This window comes from Mesorhizobium sp. J8 (assembly GCF_016591715.1).
GTDB lineage: Bacteria > Pseudomonadota > Alphaproteobacteria > Rhizobiales > Rhizobiaceae > Mesorhizobium.
Genome location: NZ_AP024109.1, coordinates 5454189 through 5472991, shown reverse-complemented (window position 1 = coordinate 5472991; position 18803 = coordinate 5454189). Strand labels below are relative to the sequence as shown.

The 18803-nt window shown below is 65.6% G+C and carries 13 protein-coding genes; 12 read left to right on the top strand and 1 reads right to left on the bottom strand.

Annotated features, from left to right (window positions below):
* The first annotated feature begins 93 nt into the window (after positions 1-93).
* Complete coding sequence (locus MJ8_RS26225) at positions 94-2412, top strand: Tex family protein (protein ID WP_201411531.1); 2319 nt, start codon at positions 94-96, stop codon at positions 2410-2412.
* Here MJ8_RS26225 and MJ8_RS26220 read toward each other — a convergent pair whose 3' ends face one another.
* Complete coding sequence (locus MJ8_RS26220; RefSeq protein WP_201411530.1) at positions 2413-3324, bottom strand: LysR family transcriptional regulator; 912 nt, start codon at positions 3322-3324, stop codon at positions 2413-2415. It abuts the gene before it with no gap.
* A gap of 104 nt (positions 3325-3428) precedes the next feature.
* On the opposite strand from MJ8_RS26220, the gene MJ8_RS26215 reads away from it, so the two are divergent.
* The 11 genes from MJ8_RS26215 to MJ8_RS26165 all read left to right on the top strand — a co-directional run bounded on the left by MJ8_RS26215 (position 3429) and on the right by MJ8_RS26165 (position 18782).
* A complete protein-coding gene (locus tag MJ8_RS26215; protein ID WP_201411529.1) occupies positions 3429-4619 on the top strand; it encodes an acyl-CoA dehydrogenase in 1191 nt (396 codons plus the stop codon).
* Between the two features lie 103 nt (positions 4620-4722).
* A complete protein-coding gene (locus tag MJ8_RS26210; protein WP_201411528.1) occupies positions 4723-8073 on the top strand; it encodes a DUF2126 domain-containing protein in 3351 nt (1116 codons plus the stop codon).
* A gap of 6 nt (positions 8074-8079) precedes the next feature.
* Entirely contained in the window at positions 8080-10491 is a 2412-nt protein-coding gene (locus MJ8_RS26205) for a circularly permuted type 2 ATP-grasp protein (protein WP_201411527.1), read from the top strand.
* A 99-nt stretch (positions 10492-10590) separates the two neighbouring features.
* Positions 10591-11475: a transglutaminase family protein gene (locus MJ8_RS26200; RefSeq protein WP_201411526.1), complete on the top strand. Its 885-nt coding sequence runs from the start codon at positions 10591-10593 to the stop codon at positions 11473-11475.
* A 105-nt stretch (positions 11476-11580) separates the two neighbouring features.
* On the top strand, positions 11581-12516 hold the full coding sequence (locus MJ8_RS26195) for a glycosyltransferase family 2 protein (protein ID WP_201411525.1): 936 nt from the start codon (positions 11581-11583) through the stop codon (positions 12514-12516).
* A complete protein-coding gene (locus MJ8_RS26190) occupies positions 12516-13388 on the top strand; it encodes a glycosyltransferase family 2 protein (RefSeq protein WP_201411524.1) in 873 nt (290 codons plus the stop codon). Before MJ8_RS26195 ends, MJ8_RS26190 begins: the two co-directional genes overlap by 1 nt.
* A complete protein-coding gene (locus MJ8_RS26185) occupies positions 13385-14128 on the top strand; it encodes a hypothetical protein (protein ID WP_201411523.1) in 744 nt (247 codons plus the stop codon). Before MJ8_RS26190 ends, MJ8_RS26185 begins: the two co-directional genes overlap by 4 nt.
* 64 nt (positions 14129-14192) lie before the next feature.
* Complete coding sequence (locus MJ8_RS26180; RefSeq protein ID WP_201411522.1) at positions 14193-15284, top strand: DNA topoisomerase IB; 1092 nt, start codon at positions 14193-14195, stop codon at positions 15282-15284.
* Positions 15285-15395: 111 nt separating this feature from the next.
* Positions 15396-15770 carry a YciI family protein gene (locus MJ8_RS26175; RefSeq protein ID WP_201411521.1) on the top strand — a complete coding sequence of 125 codons (375 nt, stop codon included), beginning with the start codon at positions 15396-15398 and terminating at the stop codon, positions 15768-15770.
* Positions 15767-17041, top strand: coding sequence for an RNA polymerase sigma factor (locus tag MJ8_RS26170; RefSeq protein ID WP_201411520.1), 1275 nt, complete (start codon positions 15767-15769; stop codon positions 17039-17041). The genes MJ8_RS26175 and MJ8_RS26170 overlap by 4 nt, the downstream gene beginning before the upstream one ends.
* 226 nt (positions 17042-17267) lie before the next feature.
* Positions 17268-18782, top strand: coding sequence for an aldehyde dehydrogenase family protein (locus tag MJ8_RS26165; protein ID WP_201415592.1), 1515 nt, complete (start codon positions 17268-17270; stop codon positions 18780-18782).
* Positions 18783-18803: the final 21 nt, after the last annotated feature.

Sequence of the window (18803 nt, the reverse complement as noted above, 5' to 3'; positions counted from 1 at the left end):
TTTCTGTGGACCTTCGGCTCATGACGAAACCGTTGCCGTTGGCGTAGCGGCCATCCCGGCCTATGGTCGCCGCTCTTTTCTGCAGGGACCAGCATGGCATCGGACATCAAGCGCATCGCAGCAATCATCGCAGCCGAGATCGGAGCGCGGCCGGAACAGGCCGCGGCGGCAATCGGACTGCTGGACGAGGGCGCGACGGTGCCTTTCGTGGCGCGTTACCGCAAGGAAGTCACCGGCGGGCTCGACGATACGCAGCTGCGCGACCTTTCCGAGCGGCTCGCCTATCTGCGTGAGCTCGATACGCGGCGCGAGATCATCGTCAGCTCCATCCGCGAGCAGGGCAAGCTGACCGAGGAGTTGGAAGCCAAGATCGCGGCGGCCGCCACAAAGGCGGAGCTCGAGGACATCTACCTGCCCTATAAGCCGAAGCGGCGCACCAAGGCCGAGATCGCCAAGGAGCGCGGGCTGGGGCCGCTCGCCGAGGCGATCCTGGCCGATCGCTCGAAAGTGCCCGCGGAACTGGCGCTCGCCTATGTCAGGGAAGAGGTGGCCGACGCCAAGGCGGCGCTCGAAGGCGCGCGCGACATCCTGTCGGAGCAGTTCGCCGAGAATGCCGATCTGGTCGGCAGGCTGCGCGCCTATATGAAGGAACGTGCCTTCCTGCGGTCAAAAGTCGTCGACGGCAAGCAGGAGGCCGGCGCGAAATTCTCCGACTATTTCGACCATGTCGAGCGCTGGTCGGGCGTGCCAAGCCACCGTGCCTTGGCCATGCTGCGCGGCCGCAACGAAGAGGTGCTGTCGCTCGATATCGAGGTGGATGCCGACGATCAGTCGCCGGTGAAGCCGGTCGAGCGGATGATCGCCAATGCCTATGCGATCGGCGCGACGCTGCCCGGCGATAAATGGCTGATGGAGGTGGCGGGCTGGACGTGGCGGATCAAACTGTCGCTGCATCTGACGCTCGACCTGATGCGCGATCTGCGCGAGCGGGCTGAGGAAGAGGCGATCCACGTCTTTGCGCGCAATTTGAAGGATCTGCTGCTGGCCGCGCCCGCCGGTTCCAGGCCGACCATGGGGCTAGACCCCGGCATTCGCACCGGCGTCAAGGTCGCTGTGGTCGATGGCACCGGCAAGCTGGTGGCGACGACGACCGTCTATCCGTTTCCGCCGAAGAACGACGTGCGCGGCACGCAGTCGGAACTCGCGGCGCTCATCCGCCAGCACAAGGTCGAGCTGATCTCGATCGGCAACGGCACCGGCAGCCGCGAGACCGAGAAATTGGTGGCCGACATGCTGTCCGACCTGCCGGGCGGCGCCGGGCCGAAGCCCCTCAAGGTTATCGTCAGCGAGGCTGGTGCCTCAGTCTATTCCGCGTCGGCGACGGCAGCGGCCGAATTCCCAGGCCTCGATGTCTCGCTGCGCGGGGCGGTGTCGATCGCCAGGCGCCTGCAGGATCCGCTGGCTGAGTTGGTCAAGATCGAACCGAAGTCGATCGGCGTCGGCCAGTACCAGCACGATGTCGATCAGTACCGGCTCGGCCGTTCGCTCGAAGCGGTAGTCGAGGATGCGGTGAACGCCGTCGGTGTCGACCTCAACACGGCCTCTGCGCCGCTCTTGGCGCGGGTTTCGGGACTCGGGCCGTCGCTCGCCGAAGCGATCGTCGCGCATCGCGACGCGGCCGGGCCGTTTGCCAGCCGCAAGGACCTGCTCAAGGTGGCGCGGCTCGGGCCGCGCGCCTTCGAGCAGAGCGCCGGTTTCCTGCGCATCCCGAACGGGACAGAGCCGCTGGATGCGTCCTCGGTGCATCCGGAAGCCTATGGCGTCGCGAAGAAGATCGTTGCCGCTTGCGGCCGCGACGTGCGCGCGCTGATGGGCGACAGCGCCGCGCTCAAGGCGCTGGATCCACGCGTCTTCGTCGACGAGCGTTTCGGCCTGCCGACGGTGCGCGACATCATCGCCGAGTTGGAAAAGCCGGGACGCGACCCGCGCCCCGGCTTCAAGACCGCGACTTTTGCGGAAGGGATCGACGACATCAAGGATTTGAAGCCCGGCATGCTGCTCGAGGGTACTGTCACCAATGTCGCCGCCTTCGGCGCCTTCGTCGACATCGGCGTGCACCAGGACGGGCTGGTGCATGTCTCGCAACTCGCCGACCGTTTCGTGAAGGACGCGCATGAGGTGGTGAAGGCCGGCGACGTGGTGAAGGTGCGGGTCGTCGACGTCGACATCAAACGCAAGCGCATAGGCTTGTCGATGCGCAAGGATGGCGGCGAGGGCGGGGCGCCTCGCGGCGGCCAGCGCGATCACGGCGGCAAGCCGGCGTCGCGCTCGCCGGCGCCGCAGCGCCAGCCGGAGCGGCCGTCGCAAGGTGCGTTCGGCGCGGCTTTGGCCGAGGCGATGAAGCGGAAGTAGCTACCAGGCCAGGACGGACGGCTCCTTGCCGATCTGGCCGAGCAGCCAGTCGCGAAAGCTGGCGACGGGCGGATGGCTCCGTTTGTCGTGCGGCACGACCAGATAATAGGCGCTTCGGCTTTGCATCGGTTCGCCGGGCGCCGGCACCAACTGGCCGCGCCGCAATTCGCCGGCAATCAGGATTTCCGGCAGCAGCGCCACGCCGAGCCCCGCCATGCAGGCCTGCGCGACCGTCCCGAATTGTTCGAACTGCATGCCTGGGCCGGTCGGCGCCTCGAGCCCCTGATGCTCGAACCATTCGCTCCAGGCGCCGGGGCGGGTCGCCATATGCAGCAACGGCAGACGACTGATATCGGATGCCGCGACGATGGCGCGGGCGGCGAGGAACTCGGGTGAAACCACCGGCATCACTGTCTCGCGCATCAAGAGCGTGCAGTCCGCCTCCGGCCAGTCGGGCATGCCGTGATGGATGGCGGCGTCGAGCCGCTCGCGGGCGAAGTCGAAGCGGCCGATGCGGGTGGCGAAGTTGATGGTGATGTCGGGATGACGGGCGACGAAATCCGGGATCAGCGGCATCAGCCAGCGTGTGCCGAAGGTCGGCAGGATGGCAAGGTTGAGCACGCCGCTATGCCGGTTGCTCATCAATCCAAGGGCTGCGTCGCGCAACTGGCCAAGCGCCGAGCGCACCGCTTCGGCGTAAATCTCCCCGGCCGCCGACAGCCGGACATTGCGGCTGTCGCGTTCGAATAGCCGCCGGCCGAACTGTTCCTCAAGCAGGCTGATCTGCCGACTTATGGCGCCCTGGGTCAGATCGAGCTCGCGCGCAGCGGCGGTGAAGGAGCCGAGGCGCGCCACCGCTTCGAAGGCCGCAAGGGCGGCGGTGTTCGGCAGAAGACGACGCTGGACGCTCATGATCCATTACTAACGCTCATTGATCTGCGATGCAATTTCGTTTGATTTTTTCCGTGCGGAGGCCGATAAGCCGGGCACCTCAAAATATGCTGGGAGAGCGGGCCATGGCCGACGAGAAGAATGCCTTCGTGTGGAACGATCCTTTCCTGATCGAGGACCAGCTTTCCGAGGATGAGCGCATGGTGCGCGACGGCGCGGCCGCTTTCGCCGCCGACAAGCTCGCGCCGCGCATCGAGGAAGCCTATGCCGACGAGAAGACCGACCCGTCGATCTTCCGGGAAATGGGCGAGGCGGGCCTGCTCGGTATCACCATTCCGGAAGAATATGGCGGGCTCGGCGCCGGATATGTGACCTATGGCCTGGTGGCTCGGGAAGTCGAGCGCATCGATTCCGGCTACCGCTCGATGATGAGCGTGCAGTCCTCGCTGGTGATGTATCCGATCCACGCCTATGGCTCGGAAGCGCAGCGCAAAAAATACCTGCCGAAGCTCGCTTCGGGCGAGTGGATCGGCTGCTTCGGCCTGACCGAGCCGGATGCCGGCTCCGATCCGGGTGGCATGAAGACGCGCGCCGAGAAGACGGCGAACGGCTATAAGCTCTCCGGCTCCAAGATGTGGATCTCGAACGCGCCGATCGCCGACGTCTTCGTCGTCTGGGCGAAGTCGGCAGCGCATGACAACCAGATCCGCGGCTTCGTGCTGGAAAAGGGCATGAAGGGGCTTTCGGCGCCGAAAATCGGCGGCAAGCTCAGCCTCCGCGCCTCGATCACCGGCGAAGTGGTGATGGAAGGCGTCGAGGTCGGCGAGGACGCGCTGCTGCCCAATGTCTCGGGCCTGAAAGGCCCGTTCGGCTGCCTCAACCGCGCGCGTTACGGCATCTCCTGGGGCGCCATGGGCGCGGCCGAGGATTGCTGGCACCGGGCGCGGCAATACGGCCTCGACAGGAAGCAGTTCGGCAAGCCGCTTGCCGGCACGCAGTTGTTCCAGAAGAAGCTCGCCGACATGCAGACCGAGATCGCGCTCGGACTGCAGGGCTCGTTGCGCGTCGGCCGGCTGATGGACGAAGGCAAGATGGCGCCGGAGATGATCTCGATCGTCAAGCGCAACAATTGCGGCAAGGCGCTCGATATCGCCCGCCAGGCCCGCGACATGCATGGCGGCAACGGCATCCAGATCGGCTACCACGTCATGCGCCATGCGCAGAACCTGGAAACGGTCAACACCTACGAAGGCACGCATGACGTGCATGCGCTGATCCTCGGAAGGGCGCAGACGGGGCTGCAGGCGTTCTTCTAGGCGGCAAGGCTGCTTAAATTAGGTGCAGCGCAACATCTCTGCTTGGAGAATGCCCAGGACTTGTGTCAGGGTCCGGCGGTAAAACGCCATTCTCCGGGGCACCATGGCAATTCTGGCAGCTGTCCATCACCTGACCCACTACAAATATGACCGGCCGGTGGTGCTCGGTCCCCAGGTGGTCAGGCTGCAGCCGGCACCGCATTCGCGCACCAAGGTGCTCAGCCACTCGCTGAAGGTCGAGCCGACAAACCATTTCGTCAACCTGCAGCAGGACCCCTACGGCAACTTCCTCGCCCGCTTCGTCTTTCCGGATCCGGTGACGGAACTGAAGATCGAAGTCGACCTCGTCGCCGACATGACGGTCTACAATCCGTTCGACTTCTTCGTCGAGGAGAGCGCCGAGAATTTTCCGTTCGATTACCCGGAAGAGATCCGGGAGGACCTCGCCATCTACCGGCAACCCGAGCCGGCCGGGCCGCTGTTGTCGAAATTCCTGGAAAGTATCGACCGCAGCCGGACGAATACCGTCAATTTCCTGGTCGGCCTCAATGCGAGGCTGCAGCGCGAGATCGCCTATATCGTGCGCATGGAGACCGGCGTCTATTCGCCGGAAGAGACGCTTGCCGCCGGCAAGGGGTCGTGCCGGGACTCCAGCTGGCTCCTGGTGCAGATCCTGCGCAATCTGGGCGTCGCCGCGCGCTTCGTCTCCGGTTATCTGATCCAGCTTAAACCCGATCTTGTCTCGCTCGACGGACCGCCAGGGACGGCGGTCGACTTCACCGACCTGCATGCCTGGTGCGAGGTCTACATTCCGGGCGCCGGCTGGATCGGTTTCGACCCGACCTCCGGCCTGCTCACCGGCGAGAGCCATGTGCCGCTGGCCGCGACACCGCACTACCGCAATGCCGCGCCCATCTCCGGCATGGCAAGCTTCGCCAATGTCGATTTCGGCTTCGACATGCGGGTCGACCGGATCGCCGAGCATCCGCGCATCACCAAGCCGTTTTCGGATGAAAGCTGGGAGGCGCTCGACCAACTGGGCGAAAAAGTCGATGCGGCGCTGAGGGATGGGGACGTGCGGCTCACCATGGGCGGCGAGCCGACCTTCGTGTCGATCGACGATTTCGAAGCTGCGGAATGGAACACCGCAGCCGTCGGTCCGACCAAGCGCGACAAGGCCGACCAGCTTATCCGCCGGTTGCGCGAACGCTTCGCGCCAGGCGGTTTTCTCCATTATGGCCAGGGCAAGTGGTATCCGGGCGAGAGCCTGCCGCGCTGGACCTTCTCGCTCTACTGGCGCACCGACGGCGAGCCGGTCTGGCGCGATCCGTCGCTGATCGCGAGGGAAAACGGCAATGCCGCGGTCGGACCAGAGCAGGCCGAAAGCCTGCTCAAGGCGGTCGCTGGCGAGCTCGGCATCGACAAGGCGATGGTGAGCGAGGCCTATGAGGATCCGGGCGAGTGGCTGCTCAAAGAAGGCAAGCTGCCCGACAATGTCGATCCCTCCAACTCGAAGCTGGAAGACCCGGAAGAGCGCAGCCGCATGGCGCGCGTCTTCGAGCGCGGGCTGACCAAACCGTCAGGCTATGTGCTGCCGGTGCAGCGCTGGAACAGCCAGGCCGCCGGACAGCGCTGGCGCTCGGAGAAATGGAAGACGCGGCGCGGCCGCCTATTCCTGGTGCCCGGCGACTCTCCGGTCGGCTACCGCCTGCCGCTCGGCGCGCTGCCTTACGTGCCGCCGGCGCAGTTCCCTTATATCGTGCCGGTCGATCCGTCCGTGCCGCGCGGCGCGCTGCCGGCGCGCGATGCCATCCTGCCGGAATTTCCGGCCGGCGGCGCCGACGAAATGGCGCGGCAACAGGCCGAGGCGTCCTTCACGGCGGCCACGGCCCAGCAGGACCGGGTCGAGCAGCAACTGACAGAGATCGGCGGCGCGGTGCGCACCGCGCTCACCGTCGAGCCGCGCGACGGGCGGCTTTGCGTGTTCATGCCGCCGGTCGAGGCGCTGGAGGATTATCTCGAACTGGTGGCGGCGACGGAGAATGCTGCCAAGGCGATCGGCCTGCCGGTGCATGTCGAGGGCTATGCGCCGCCGCACGATCCGCGCCTCAACGTCATCCGCGTGGCGCCGGATCCTGGCGTCATCGAGGTCAATATCCATCCGGCGGCCAATTGGCGGGAATGCGTCGCCACGACGAGCGCGATCTATGAGGAGGCGCGGCAATCGCGGCTCGGCACCGACAAATTCATGATCGACGGCCGCCACACCGGCACCGGCGGCGGCAACCATGTCGTGGTCGGCGGCGCGACGCCCAATGACAGCCCGTTCCTGCGCCGGCCCGACCTGTTGAAGAGCCTGGTGCTGCAATGGCAGCGGCATCCGTCCCTGTCCTATCTGTTTTCCGGTCTGTTCATCGGCCCGACCAGCCAGGCGCCGCGCATCGACGAGGCGCGGCACGATTCCCTTTACGAACTGGAGATCGCGCTGGCGCAGGTGCCGCATCCGGACAATGGCGAGGCGCCCTTGCCGTGGCTGGTCGACCGGCTGTTCCGCAATCTCCTGACCGACGTGACCGGCAACACGCATCGTTCGGAAATCTGCATCGACAAATTGTTCTCGCCCGATGGCCCGACCGGCCGGCTTGGGCTGGTCGAATTCCGCGGTTTCGAGATGCCGCCCAATGCGCGCATGTCGCTTGCGCAGCAATTGCTGGTCCGTGCGATCATCGCGCGCGCCTGGAAGAACCCGCTCGAGGGTCGCTTCGTGCGCTGGGGCACCTCGCTGCACGACCGCTTCATGCTACCGCATTATGTCTGGGCGGATTTCCTGGACGTGCTGGAGGACCTGAAGCTCAACGGCTTCGACTTCCGCCCCGAGTGGTTCGCCGCCCAGCTCGAATTCCGCTTCCCCTTCTGCGGAGAGGTTAGCCAAGCCGGCGTGAAGCTGGAGCTCAGGCAGGCACTGGAGCCTTGGCATGTGATGGGTGAGCAGGGCGCGATCGGCGGCACGGTCCGGTTTGTGGACTCCTCGGTCGAGCGGCTGCAGGTGCGCACCGAAGGGCTCAATCCGGAACGTCACGCCATCGTCTGCAATGGCCGCATCGTGCCGATGAAGGTTACCGACAATCGCGAGGTCGCGGTGGCGGGCGTGCGCTTCAAGGCCTGGCAACCAGCCTCCGGCCTGCATCCGGCACTGCCGGTCAACACGCCGCTGGTCTTCGACATCTACGATCGCTGGTCGGGTCGCTCGGTCGGCGGCTGCGTCTACCATGTCGCGCATCCCGGCGGCCGCAACTACGATACCTTCCCGGTCAACGGCAACGAGGCCGAGGCGCGACGGCTTGCCCGGTTCGAGCCGCGCGGCCACACGCCGGGCGGCTATGTGCTGCGCGACGAAGAAGTTTCTGAAGAGTTTCCCATGACCCTTGACCTGAGGCGGCCGGCGAGATTCTGATCGACAATGGCCAAGGGGAATCAGAGATGGGCGGGCGGCAGGCCGCGGGCGCAGGGCCTGCTGGAACGCTACCGGCCGATCGAAGGTGTCGCCGACGAGATGGTCGACGCGTCGGGCAGTCCGCGTCCGGCCTGGCGCTTCTTCATCGACGCGCTCGACGAACTGGGGGCTGAGCGGCTGGGCCAACGGTTCGCCCGCGCCGACCAATATCTGCGCGATGCCGGCGTCTATTACCGCGTCTATGAGCAAGCCGGCGCCAATGAGCGGGAATGGCCGCTTGCGCATGTTCCGCTGCTGATCGACGAGAAGGAATGGGCCGAGATCAGCGCAGGACTCACCCAGCGCGCCGATCTGTTCGAGGCGCTCCTGGCCGACATCTATGGGCCGAACCGGCTGATCGAGAAGGGCATCCTGCCGGCCGGGCTGATCGCGGCGAGCCCGGAATATCTGCGCCCCGTCGCCGGCGCCAGGCCGGCCAGCGGGCATTTCCTGCACATGGTCGCCTTCGAGCTCGGCCGTGGCCCGGACGGGCGCTGGTGGGTGCTGGGCGATCGTGCGCAGGCGCCGTCCGGCGCCGGCTTCGCGCTGGAGAACCGCGTCGCCACCACGCGCGCGCTGTCGGACGTCTATGGCGAGATGCATGTGCATCGGCTCGCCGGCTTCTTCCGCCGATTCCGCGACGCGCTGAACGGCATGGCCAAGGAATCCGGCGGGCGTGTCGCCATCCTGACGCCGGGGCCGCTCAACGAAACCTATTACGAGCACGCCTACATCGCCCGCTATCTCGGCATCATGCTGCTCGAGGGCGAAGACCTGACCGTTTCCGGCGGCAGGCTGATGGTGCGCACGGTTTCCGGCCTGATGCCGATCGGCGTCTTGTGGCGACGGCTCGACGCCGCCTTCGCCGATCCGCTGGAGTTGAGACCGGACTCGCAAATCGGCACGCCGGGCCTGGTCGAGGCAATCAGGCGCGGCACGGTCTCGGCGGTCAACGCGCTTGGCTCCGGCCTGATCGAGACACGGGCCTTGCTGTCGTTCCTGCCCAGGATCGCGCGGGAACTGCAAGGCGACGATCTCAAGCTGCCGAGCATCGCCACGTGGTGGTGCGGTCAGGAGGCCGAGCGCGCCCATGTGCTCGCCAATATCGACCGCATGGTGATCGGCCCGGCCCTGTCGACCCGACTCGCCTTCGAGGACGACGGCGCGACCCGGCTCGGATCGTTCCTTTCGGCCGGAGAGCGAGCCGAGCTCGTCGGTCGCATCGAGGCGGACGGCGCGGGTTTCGTCGGCCAGGAAGCGGTGACGCTGTCGACCACGCCGGTGTTCGTCGGGGGCGTGCTCGAGCCTCGGCCCGCCAGCCTGCGTGTCTATCTGGCGCGCACGCCGGAAGGCTGGGCGGTGATGCCCGGCGGCTTCGCGCGCGTCGGCTTCTCGCTCGACCCGACGGCGATCGCCATGCAGCGCGGCGGCCAGGCGGCGGATGTCTGGGTGGTCAGCGACCGGCCGGTCGAGCGCGAGACGCTGCTGCCGCAGGAGCAAGACGGCTTCACCCGCACCATGCCGGGCAGCCTGCCCAGCCGCGCGGCGGAGAACCTGACCTGGCTCGGGCGCTATATCGAGCGCTCCGAAGACACGGTGCGCGTGCTGCGCGCCTATCACGTGCGGCTTGCCGAGACGTCCGATCCGGATATGCCGTTGCTTGCCGATATCAGGGACTATCTGGAACCGTTCGGCATCGAGGTCGAAACGGCGATACCCCGGGGGCTGATCGGCACCCTGGACAGCGCGGTCTACAGTGCCGGCCAGATTCGCGACCGTTTCTCTCCCGATGGCTGGCTGGCGCTGAAGGATCTGTCGAAGACCATCCACAAATTCGCCGAGACGGTCGCGCCCGGAGACGATGCGACGCGGGCAATGACGGTGATGCTGCGCAAGCTCGCCGGCTTTTCAGGCCTGCTGCATGAGAACATGTATCGCTTCACCGGCTGGCGCTTTCTGGAGATCGGCCGGAGGCTGGAGCGCGGCATCCAGACTGCCCGCACGCTGGCCCGGCTGACAAAGGCAGGCGCGCCCGAGGGCGCGCTCGACATGATGCTGGAGATCGGCGACAGCGTCATGACCCATCGCCGGCAATATCCGGTGCAGGCCGGGCGGCGCACGGTGATCGACCTGCTCGCGCTCGACCCGCTCAATCCGCGCTCCATCCTGTTCCAGCTCGAGCGGCTGAAGGCCGAGATCGGCATGCTGCCTTCGGTCGGCGGCGAGGGGCATATGTCGCCCGCCGCCAAGGAAATCCTGCAGCTCAATACGGCAATCGCCGTCATGGAGCCGTCCGACATGAGCGCCCAAGTGCTCGACGACCTCGCCGGCCAGATCGGCGATCTCTACAACAGCCTTGCCCGGGCCTATTTCGGTTAGAGCACTTCCAGCGAAAAGGATCGCGTCCATGCTCTATCTCTTTGTTTTTGCGCAATTCCGGACGCAAAGCCGCCGCGCGCTTTCGCTGGAATTGCCTTAATGCTCTACGACATCAAACTCCATCTGCATTACGACTATGCCGCCGCCGCGGGCGGCGGACGGCACCAGGTGCGCGTGATGCCGCAGACGATCGCCGGAGTGCAGCGCGTGATCGCCGCCTCATTGTCCTTCCAGCCGCCGCCGGCCGAACGTGCCGATTTTTCCGATTTCTTCGGCAACAATGTCACCTCGATCGCCTTTCGCGACGCGCATGAGACGCTCGACATCCGGATGAGCGCGCGCGTTTCGGTCTCACGGCCGGATCCAGGCCTCGATGTCTCGCCCGACATCGGCGGGTTGAGGGCGGAGCTCGAACTGGTGCGGTCGCTATCGCCGTCCGCACCGCATCATTTCCTTGCAGCCAGCGATCATGTCGGCATCGATGCGGCGATCACCGCCTATGCGCGAGAGAGCCTTGCCGGCTCGGCGGTGGCCACGGCGGTCGATCTCTGCAACCGTATCCATCGCGATTTCACCTATGACGGCAAGGCGACGACGGTGCAGACGCGGGCCGGCGACGCCTTTGCGCTGAAGCGCGGGGTCTGCCAGGATTTCTCGCATATCATGATCGCCGGCCTGCGTGGGCTTGGCATTCCGGCCGGCTACGTCAGCGGTTTCCTGCGCACGATCCCGCCCAAGGGCAAGCCTCGGCTCGAAGGCGCGGATGCCATGCATGCCTGGGTCAAGGCCTGGTGCGGGCGCGATGCCGGCTGGCAGGAGTTCGACCCGACCAACGGCATGCGGGCGAGCAACGACCATATCACGGTCGGCTACGGCCGCGACTATTCCGACGTTGCGCCAATCGTCGGCGTGCTGAAGACGACAGGCGGCCAAGTCGGCGAGCAGGCCGTCGACGTCATTCCGGTCGCGGTCGAAAAAGTGTGACAGCAAGCCGGTCACCTGCGGACGCTTCTCAAGGACAGGTGTCCCCGGTATCTTGAGCATCGGGGTTTGGCTGCTCTCGGATCAGATAGCGGCGCGGAGGCGGATTTGGAAGCGGTAAGCGTCATCATACCGGCACATGATGCGGCCCGGACGATTGTCCGGACGCTCGCTTCGCTGGTGTCGGAAAGAGAAGCTATCGGCGAGGTGCTGCTGGTCGACGATTCATCGTCCGACGCCACTGCGGCCGTCGCTACGGAGGCGGCGTTGCGGCTTGCCTTGCCGTTGCGCGTCATCAAATCAAGCTGTCGTGACGCCGGTGGTTCCAGGAATCGAGCACTGGAGGAAGCTCGTTTTCCCTGGATATATCTGATTGATGCCGACGACATTCACCTGGAAGGCGGCCTGCGCGCGCTGCTGGCCAAGGCCGAAGCGGATCCTGGCGCCGACATGGTGGTCGGCGCCTACTGCCGACAGGTCGACGGCGAGGAACGGTCGACCAAGCTGCCGGGCGGCTACACGGCAAGCGCACCAGCCAACGCCTGCGCCTATCTCGAAGGGCGGATACGGTCGATCGCCGTCGGCAGCGCGCTGGTGTCGCGGCGGCTTGTCGGCGACACGAGGTTCCCGACCGGGCTCGGCTATGACGAGGACACGCTGTTTTGGGCGCGCCTGATGGCCAAAGCCTCGCTAGCAGTCCTGACACGACCGATCTTCATCTATTTCGTGTCGGCGGAGCGCTCCGACGATCGTTTCACCGTCAGGCCTGCCGCGCGCTTTCTCGAATGGCGGCTGGCGCTGCGCCGGCTTCGGTCCAGCGGCATCGCGGAGCAGTCGCTCAAGACCAGGGAAGGCCTCGTGGCTTTGAAGATCGCGCGCGTTCACTATGCGCGCGGCGATTTCGAGACGGCGGCAAGATTCCTCGGCGTCGCCGAAGCCGCGCCACGGGCGGGCGCGGATGCCTGGCGCTGCATGCGCTATCGGCTGAAGATCGCGCTCAGGCGCCGATTCTCGGCGCCGGCCGTCCAACTGCAACGCGCCTGATGGCCGGTAGGACGGATCTTGCGGTCGTGGTGATTGGTTTCCGGGCGCCCGCCTCACTGGCGGCCGCGGTAAGGTCGGTGCTCGACCAGAACGTTCCGCTCGAGATCGTGGTGGTGAATTCCGGCGGCGGCAGCGCCAAGGCGCTGCTTGCCGATTGCGGCATCGAGGTACCAGTGATCGATGTCGAAGAGCGTCTGTTTGCCGGCGCCGCGCGAAATCGCGGCATTGCCGCAACGCAGGCTCCGTTCGTCGCCTTTCTCGCCGATGATTGCCTGGCCTGTGCGGGATGGGCCGAAATTCGGCTGCGGCGTCACCGGGAAGGCGAGGCGGCTGTGGCGAGTGCCGTCCTCAACAGCCATCCGCGCAGTCTGGTTGCCTGCGCGGCGCATCTCGTCACCTATATGCGACGCCTGCCCGGTCTTCCGGCCGGGAAGGCGCAGTGTTACGGCGTTTCGTTCGACAGGACGCTGTTCGATCGATATGGAGCGTTCGACGAGCGGCTGACGACCGGAGAAGATACCGAATTCATGGCCAGGCTGCCGGAGGCTTTGCGGCCGGTCTGGGAACCGAGGGTTCTGACCATCCATCGCAACGAGACGCGCCTGCTCGGCTTGCTTGCCGACCAGTATCGCCGCGGGCGCCGCTACGGCGCTTATCTCCGGTCCCTCGAAACCGGAGAACCCATACGTCCATTCCGCAAGGTGTTCCGCGACCGTCGCAATGTCGGCAAGCTGATTACGGAGGGGTTGTCCGGCAAGGACAGGACCTTCGCAAGGCTGTCGATGCCGATCGTGTGGCTGGCATTGTTCGCCAAATCGCTCGGCGCATCGGTCGGCGCCCGGCATGGCAATGCGGCGGAAGACAGGCGATGATCACCGTCGAGATGAAGCCGCAGCGCCGGCGGCGTGGCCGATGGCTTTGGTCGCGGCGCAAGATCGTCGCTGTCTTCAGCTATCGCTACGATCAGCATCTCGTGCCCGACCTCATCGCCAACCTCGCTCCTGTCGTCGACGGCTGGATCGCCTATGACGACCGCGCCGCGGAGGGGCTTTTCACCAGCGAGCCGCAGAGGCGGCGCGCGCTTATCGCCGCGGCGCATGAGGTGGGCGCCGATTGGGTTCTGGCCATGGATCCCGACGAAAGGCTGGAACAGGCCGTCGCCGGCCGGATCGGCCGGTTGACCAGCGGGTCCAGGCGCATCGCCTGGGGATTCCGCTGCCGGGAGATGTATACGCCGGCCAGCTACAGGGTCGACGGCCCCTGGGGCCAGAAGATGCAGCACAGGCTTTTTGCTGCCTACCACCCCGACCGCTACCGATCGAAGGAGCTGCACGGCGCCTGGTTTCCCGAGGACATCGGCTTCAGCCTGAAGGACAGCGGTCTCAATCTCTATCATTTGAAGATGATCGAGCCCAAGCGGCGGGCGGCGCGTCGCGACCTCTACAATCGCCTCGATCCCGATCGGCGGCTGCAACAGATCGGCTACGACTATCTGGCGGACGAGTCGGGAATGGTCCTCGAGGTCGTGCCGGCCGGGCGAGAGTACTTTCCCGCTCATGCCGACGACGGCGGGCTCTGGATGGCTGACCTCGTCGCCCACCGGCCGGACTGAAAACCTCGTTCGGAACCAGTCTTCGGCGCGCGGCTTTATCTACGGGTCTTTTCGCGGAGCCGGCATGCTGCAGCATTCACAATTGTCATCGGATCGTTCGGCGCGGGACGAGGAAACCCGAAGGAACGGCGCCCGCGCTTCGGCCGAAGGCACGTCGCTCAACTATGTAAGCGATGCGGATCCCGGCATCCGCAGATTGAGGAGGGGTGCGGGATTCACCTATGTCCGGGCCGATGGCGGAACCGTTGACGAAACGACGCTTGCACGCATCAAGGCGATCGTCATCCCGCCGGCCTGGACGGATGTATGGATATCTCCCGATCCGGACGGGCATATCCAGGCAACCGGCCGGGACCAGCGCGGCCGCAAGCAGTACCGTTATCATCCGCAATGGACCGAGGAACGCGACGGCGTCAAATATTCAAGTCTCGTCGCCTTCGCCGAAAGCCTGCCTGCTCTCAGGCGGCAGATCGATGCCGATTTGCGCCGGCACGGATTGCCTCTGGAGCGTGTCGTCGCCTCGGTGGTCTGGTTGCTCGACAACACCATGATCCGCATCGGCAACGCGGCTTATGCGCGCGACAACAAGAGCTTCGGGCTGACCACCTTGCGCGACCGACACGTCGAAATCACCGGATCCAGCCTGCGCTTCGCCTTCAAGGGCAAGTCGGGCAAGGAATGGAAGCTGAAGCTGGTCGATCGCCGGATAGCCAAGGTCGTGCGCGGCGCCCAGGACCTGCCGGGACAGAAGCTGTTTCAGTATCTCGATGAAGAAGGCGACCGGCGGCCGGTGCGCTCGGAGGACGTCAACCGCTATATTCGTGATGCATCCGGCGCCGAATTCAGCTCAAAGCACTTCCGCACCTGGGGCGGCACGATCCATGCTGCGTCGCTGTTTGCCGGGACCGAGTTGCCGGAAAGCAAGACACAGCAAAAACGGGTGATCAACAATGTCGTCGACAAGGTCGCCGAGCGGTTGGGAAACACCCGGGCGGTTTGCCGCAGATGCTACATCCATCCGTTGGTTTTCGAGGCGTGGAGCGAAGGACGGCTGCTCGACGAAATGGCAGAGGCCAACAAGCGCAAACGCCTGATATCGGGCCTCGACGAGGAAGAAACGCTGGTGCTCAGGTGGCTGCAGGCGCATGGCGCCTGACAGGCTGGCGCGGAGATCGCCAAGTCCGTGATCCTTCGATAAATTTTTTTATCGACCTTGTGTCGGGAAGGGTCCTAGTGTCGCGTCCTTTGATACGAAAAGGACAACACCATGCTCTATGCCATCCTTTGCTACGCTTCCGAAGACGTCGTCTGCTCCTGGAGCAAGGAACAGGACGACGAGGTCATGGCAAAGATCCTCGACGTGCAGGACAAATACGCCAAGGCCGGCCGGCTAGGCCCCGTGGCGCGGCTTTTGCCGACGACGGCGGCCACGACGCTGCGAAAGGTCAAGGGCGAGCCGGTCGTGCTCGATGGCCCGTTCGCCGAGACCAAAGAACAATTCCTCGGCTTCTACACGCTCGAATGCAACGATCTCGACGAAGCCGTCGAGTTCGCGCGCGAACTCTCCGAGGTCAATCCGAGCGGCGGCTCCTACGAGATCCGTCCGGTTTCGGTCTTCAATCCGACAAAGGTCGCGGTATGACGGATCTCGCCTGGATAAGCACCGCAATCAGCAACGCCCGTCCGCAGGCGATGGGCGCGCTGCTGCGCTACTTCCGCGACCTCGACGCCGCGGAAGAGGCTTTCCAGGAGGCGTGCCTGAAGGCGCTCAAGAACTGGCCCAAGAACGGGCCGCCGCGCGATCCGGCCGCCTGGCTGATCTTCGTCGGCCGCAACAGCGGCATCGACGCGGTGCGCAAGCGCGCCAAGCAGGCGCCGATGCCGGAAGAAGACCAGGTGTCCGATCTGGAGGATGCCGAGAGCGACATGGCCGAGCGGCTGGACGGCGCGCATTATCGCGATGACATCCTGCGGCTCCTTTTCATCTGCTGCCATCCGGATCTGCCGGCGACACAGCAGATCGCGGTGGCGCTGCGCATCGTCTCCGGCCTCACCGTCAAGCAGATCGCGCGCGCCTTCCTCGTTGGTGAGAGCGCCATGGAACAGCGCATCACCCGCGCCAAGGCGCGCATTGCGGACGCCGGCGTGCCGTTCGAGACGCCGGGCGCGGTCGAGCGCTCGGAACGGCTCGCCGCGGTTGCCGCGATGGTCTATCTGATCTTCAACGAGGGCTATTCGAGCAATGGCGGGGAGGCGCCGGCCCGCGCGCCGCTTTGCGAAGAGGCGATACGGCTTGCCCGGCTCCTGCTCAGGCTGTTCCAGCAGGAACCGGAAATCATGGGGCTAACGGCGTTGATGCTTCTACAGCATGCGCGGGCGCCGGCGCGTTTCGACGAGCATGGCGAGATCGTCCTGCTCGAGGACCAGGACCGCTCGCTGTGGAGTCGCAAGATGATCGACGAGGGCCTGGCGCTGGTCGACAAGGCGCTGCGCCACCGCAAGCCCGGCCCCTATCAGGTGCAGGCGGCGATCGCGGCGCTGCATGCGCGGGCGGCGACGGCCGAGGATACCGACTGGACCGAGATCGACCTGCTCTACGGCCTGCTGGAGCAGATGCAGCCGTCGCCGGTGGTGACGCTGAACCGCGCCGTCGCGGTCAGCAAGGTGCGTGGCCCGGAAACGGCGCTTGCCATGATCGAGCCGCTGGAAGAGCGGCTCTCGGGCTATTTCCACTTCTTCGGGCTGAGAGGCGGGCTGCTCATGCAGCTTGGCCGCAACGAGGAGGCGCGCGTCGCCTTCGACCGCGCCATCGCCTTGGCCAACACTGCCGCCGAGGCGGCGCATATCCGCATGCATATCGACCGGCTCATCAAGGAGAGCGCCGAGAAGTCGTCGATCCAGAAGGCGCGGTGAGGCGCGTTTATATTGGCCTGACCTGAATCTCGACACGCCTTGGCCTCGGTTTGCGGATCTGGCCCAATTTCGCAGCCCGGCCTTAGACCATGCCGGGGTGGCGGTTTTTCCCTGAAACGAGTAATGCCACGCCATCAAAGCGCCCAGGCGTGCCTGAGGGCACACCCAAGGCATGGCGCATGGCTCTATTCCCACTCCATAGAGGCGGGACCTGAAAGGGATGAAAATGACATTAGCGAAGGAAACGGCTTCACTTCTGGAGAAACTCGGCGTTGCCAAGGAGGCGCTGGCCGGAGGCGACCTCGCCGTGCGCAGCCCGGTGACGGGCGAACAGATCGCGGCGTTGAAGTCGATCTCCGCGGAGAATGCCGGCAAGGCCATCGATGCCGCGCACACGGCCTTCCAGGCCTGGCGGCTGGTGCCGGGTCCGAAGCGCGGCGAACTGGTGCGCCTGCTCGGCGAGGAATTGCGCGCGCACAAGGACGAACTCGGCCGGCTGGTCTCGATCGAGGTCGGCAAGATCCCCTCCGAGGGACTGGGCGAGGTCCAGGAGATGATCGACATCTGCGATTTCGCCGTCGGTCTTTCCCGCCAGCTCTATGGCCTCACCATCGCCACCGAACGCCCAGGGCACCGCATGATGGAGACCTGGCACCCGCTCGGCGTCGTCGGCGTGATTTCGGCCTTCAACTTCCCGGTCGCGGTGTGGTCGTGGAACGCGGCCCTTGCTTTCGTCTGCGGCGATGCCGTGGTGTGGAAGCCGTCGGAAAAGACGCCGCTGACGGCGCTCGCCTGCGAGGCGATCTTCAGGCGCGCCGCCAAGCGCTTCGGCGCTGATGCCCCGGCAGGACTGCTGCAGGTGCTGATCGGCGACCGCGCGGTCGGCGAGGTGCTGGTAGACCATCCGAAGGTCCCGCTGGTCTCGGCCACCGGCTCGACCCGCATGGGTCGCGAGGTCGGTCCGCGGCTCGCCAAGCGCTTTGCGCGTGCCGTGCTGGAGCTCGGCGGCAACAATGCAGGCATCGTCTGTCCCACCGCCGATCTCGACATGGCGCTGCGCGCCATCGCCTTCGGTGCCATGGGCACCGCCGGCCAGCGCTGCACGACGCTGCGGCGCCTGTTCGTGCATGACAGCGTCTATGACGCGCTCTTGCCGCGCTTGAAGAAGGCGTATGAGACCGTTTCGGTCGGCAATCCGCTGGAAGGCAAGGCGCTGGTCGGCCCGCTCATCGACAAGGCAGCTTTCGACAACATGCAGAAGGCGCTCAAGGAAGCGCAAGCGCATGGCGGCAAGGTGACGGGCGGCGCGCGCGTCGAGAACGGCCATCCGGACGCCTATTATGTGCATCCGGCGCTGGTCGAGATGCCGAAGCAGGTTTCGCCGGTGACGGAGGAGACCTTCGCGCCGATCCTCTATGTGATGAGATACACCGATTTCGACGAGGCGCTGGAGCTGCACAATGCGGTGGGCGCAGGGCTGTCGTCATCGATCTTCACCCGCGACCTGCAGGAATCGGAGCGCTTCCTCGGCGTCGACGGCTCGGATTGCGGCATTGCCAACGTCAACATCGGCACTTCGGGCGCCGAGATCGGCGGGGCGTTCGGCGGCGAGAAGGAGACAGGCGGCGGCCGCGAGAGCGGCTCGGATGCCTGGAAGGCCTATATGCGCCGCGCCACCAACACGGTGAACTTCTCCAAGGCGCTGCCGCTGGCACAGGGCGTGTCCTTCGACATCGACTGAAACCAAGGCGTTTCACCGTTT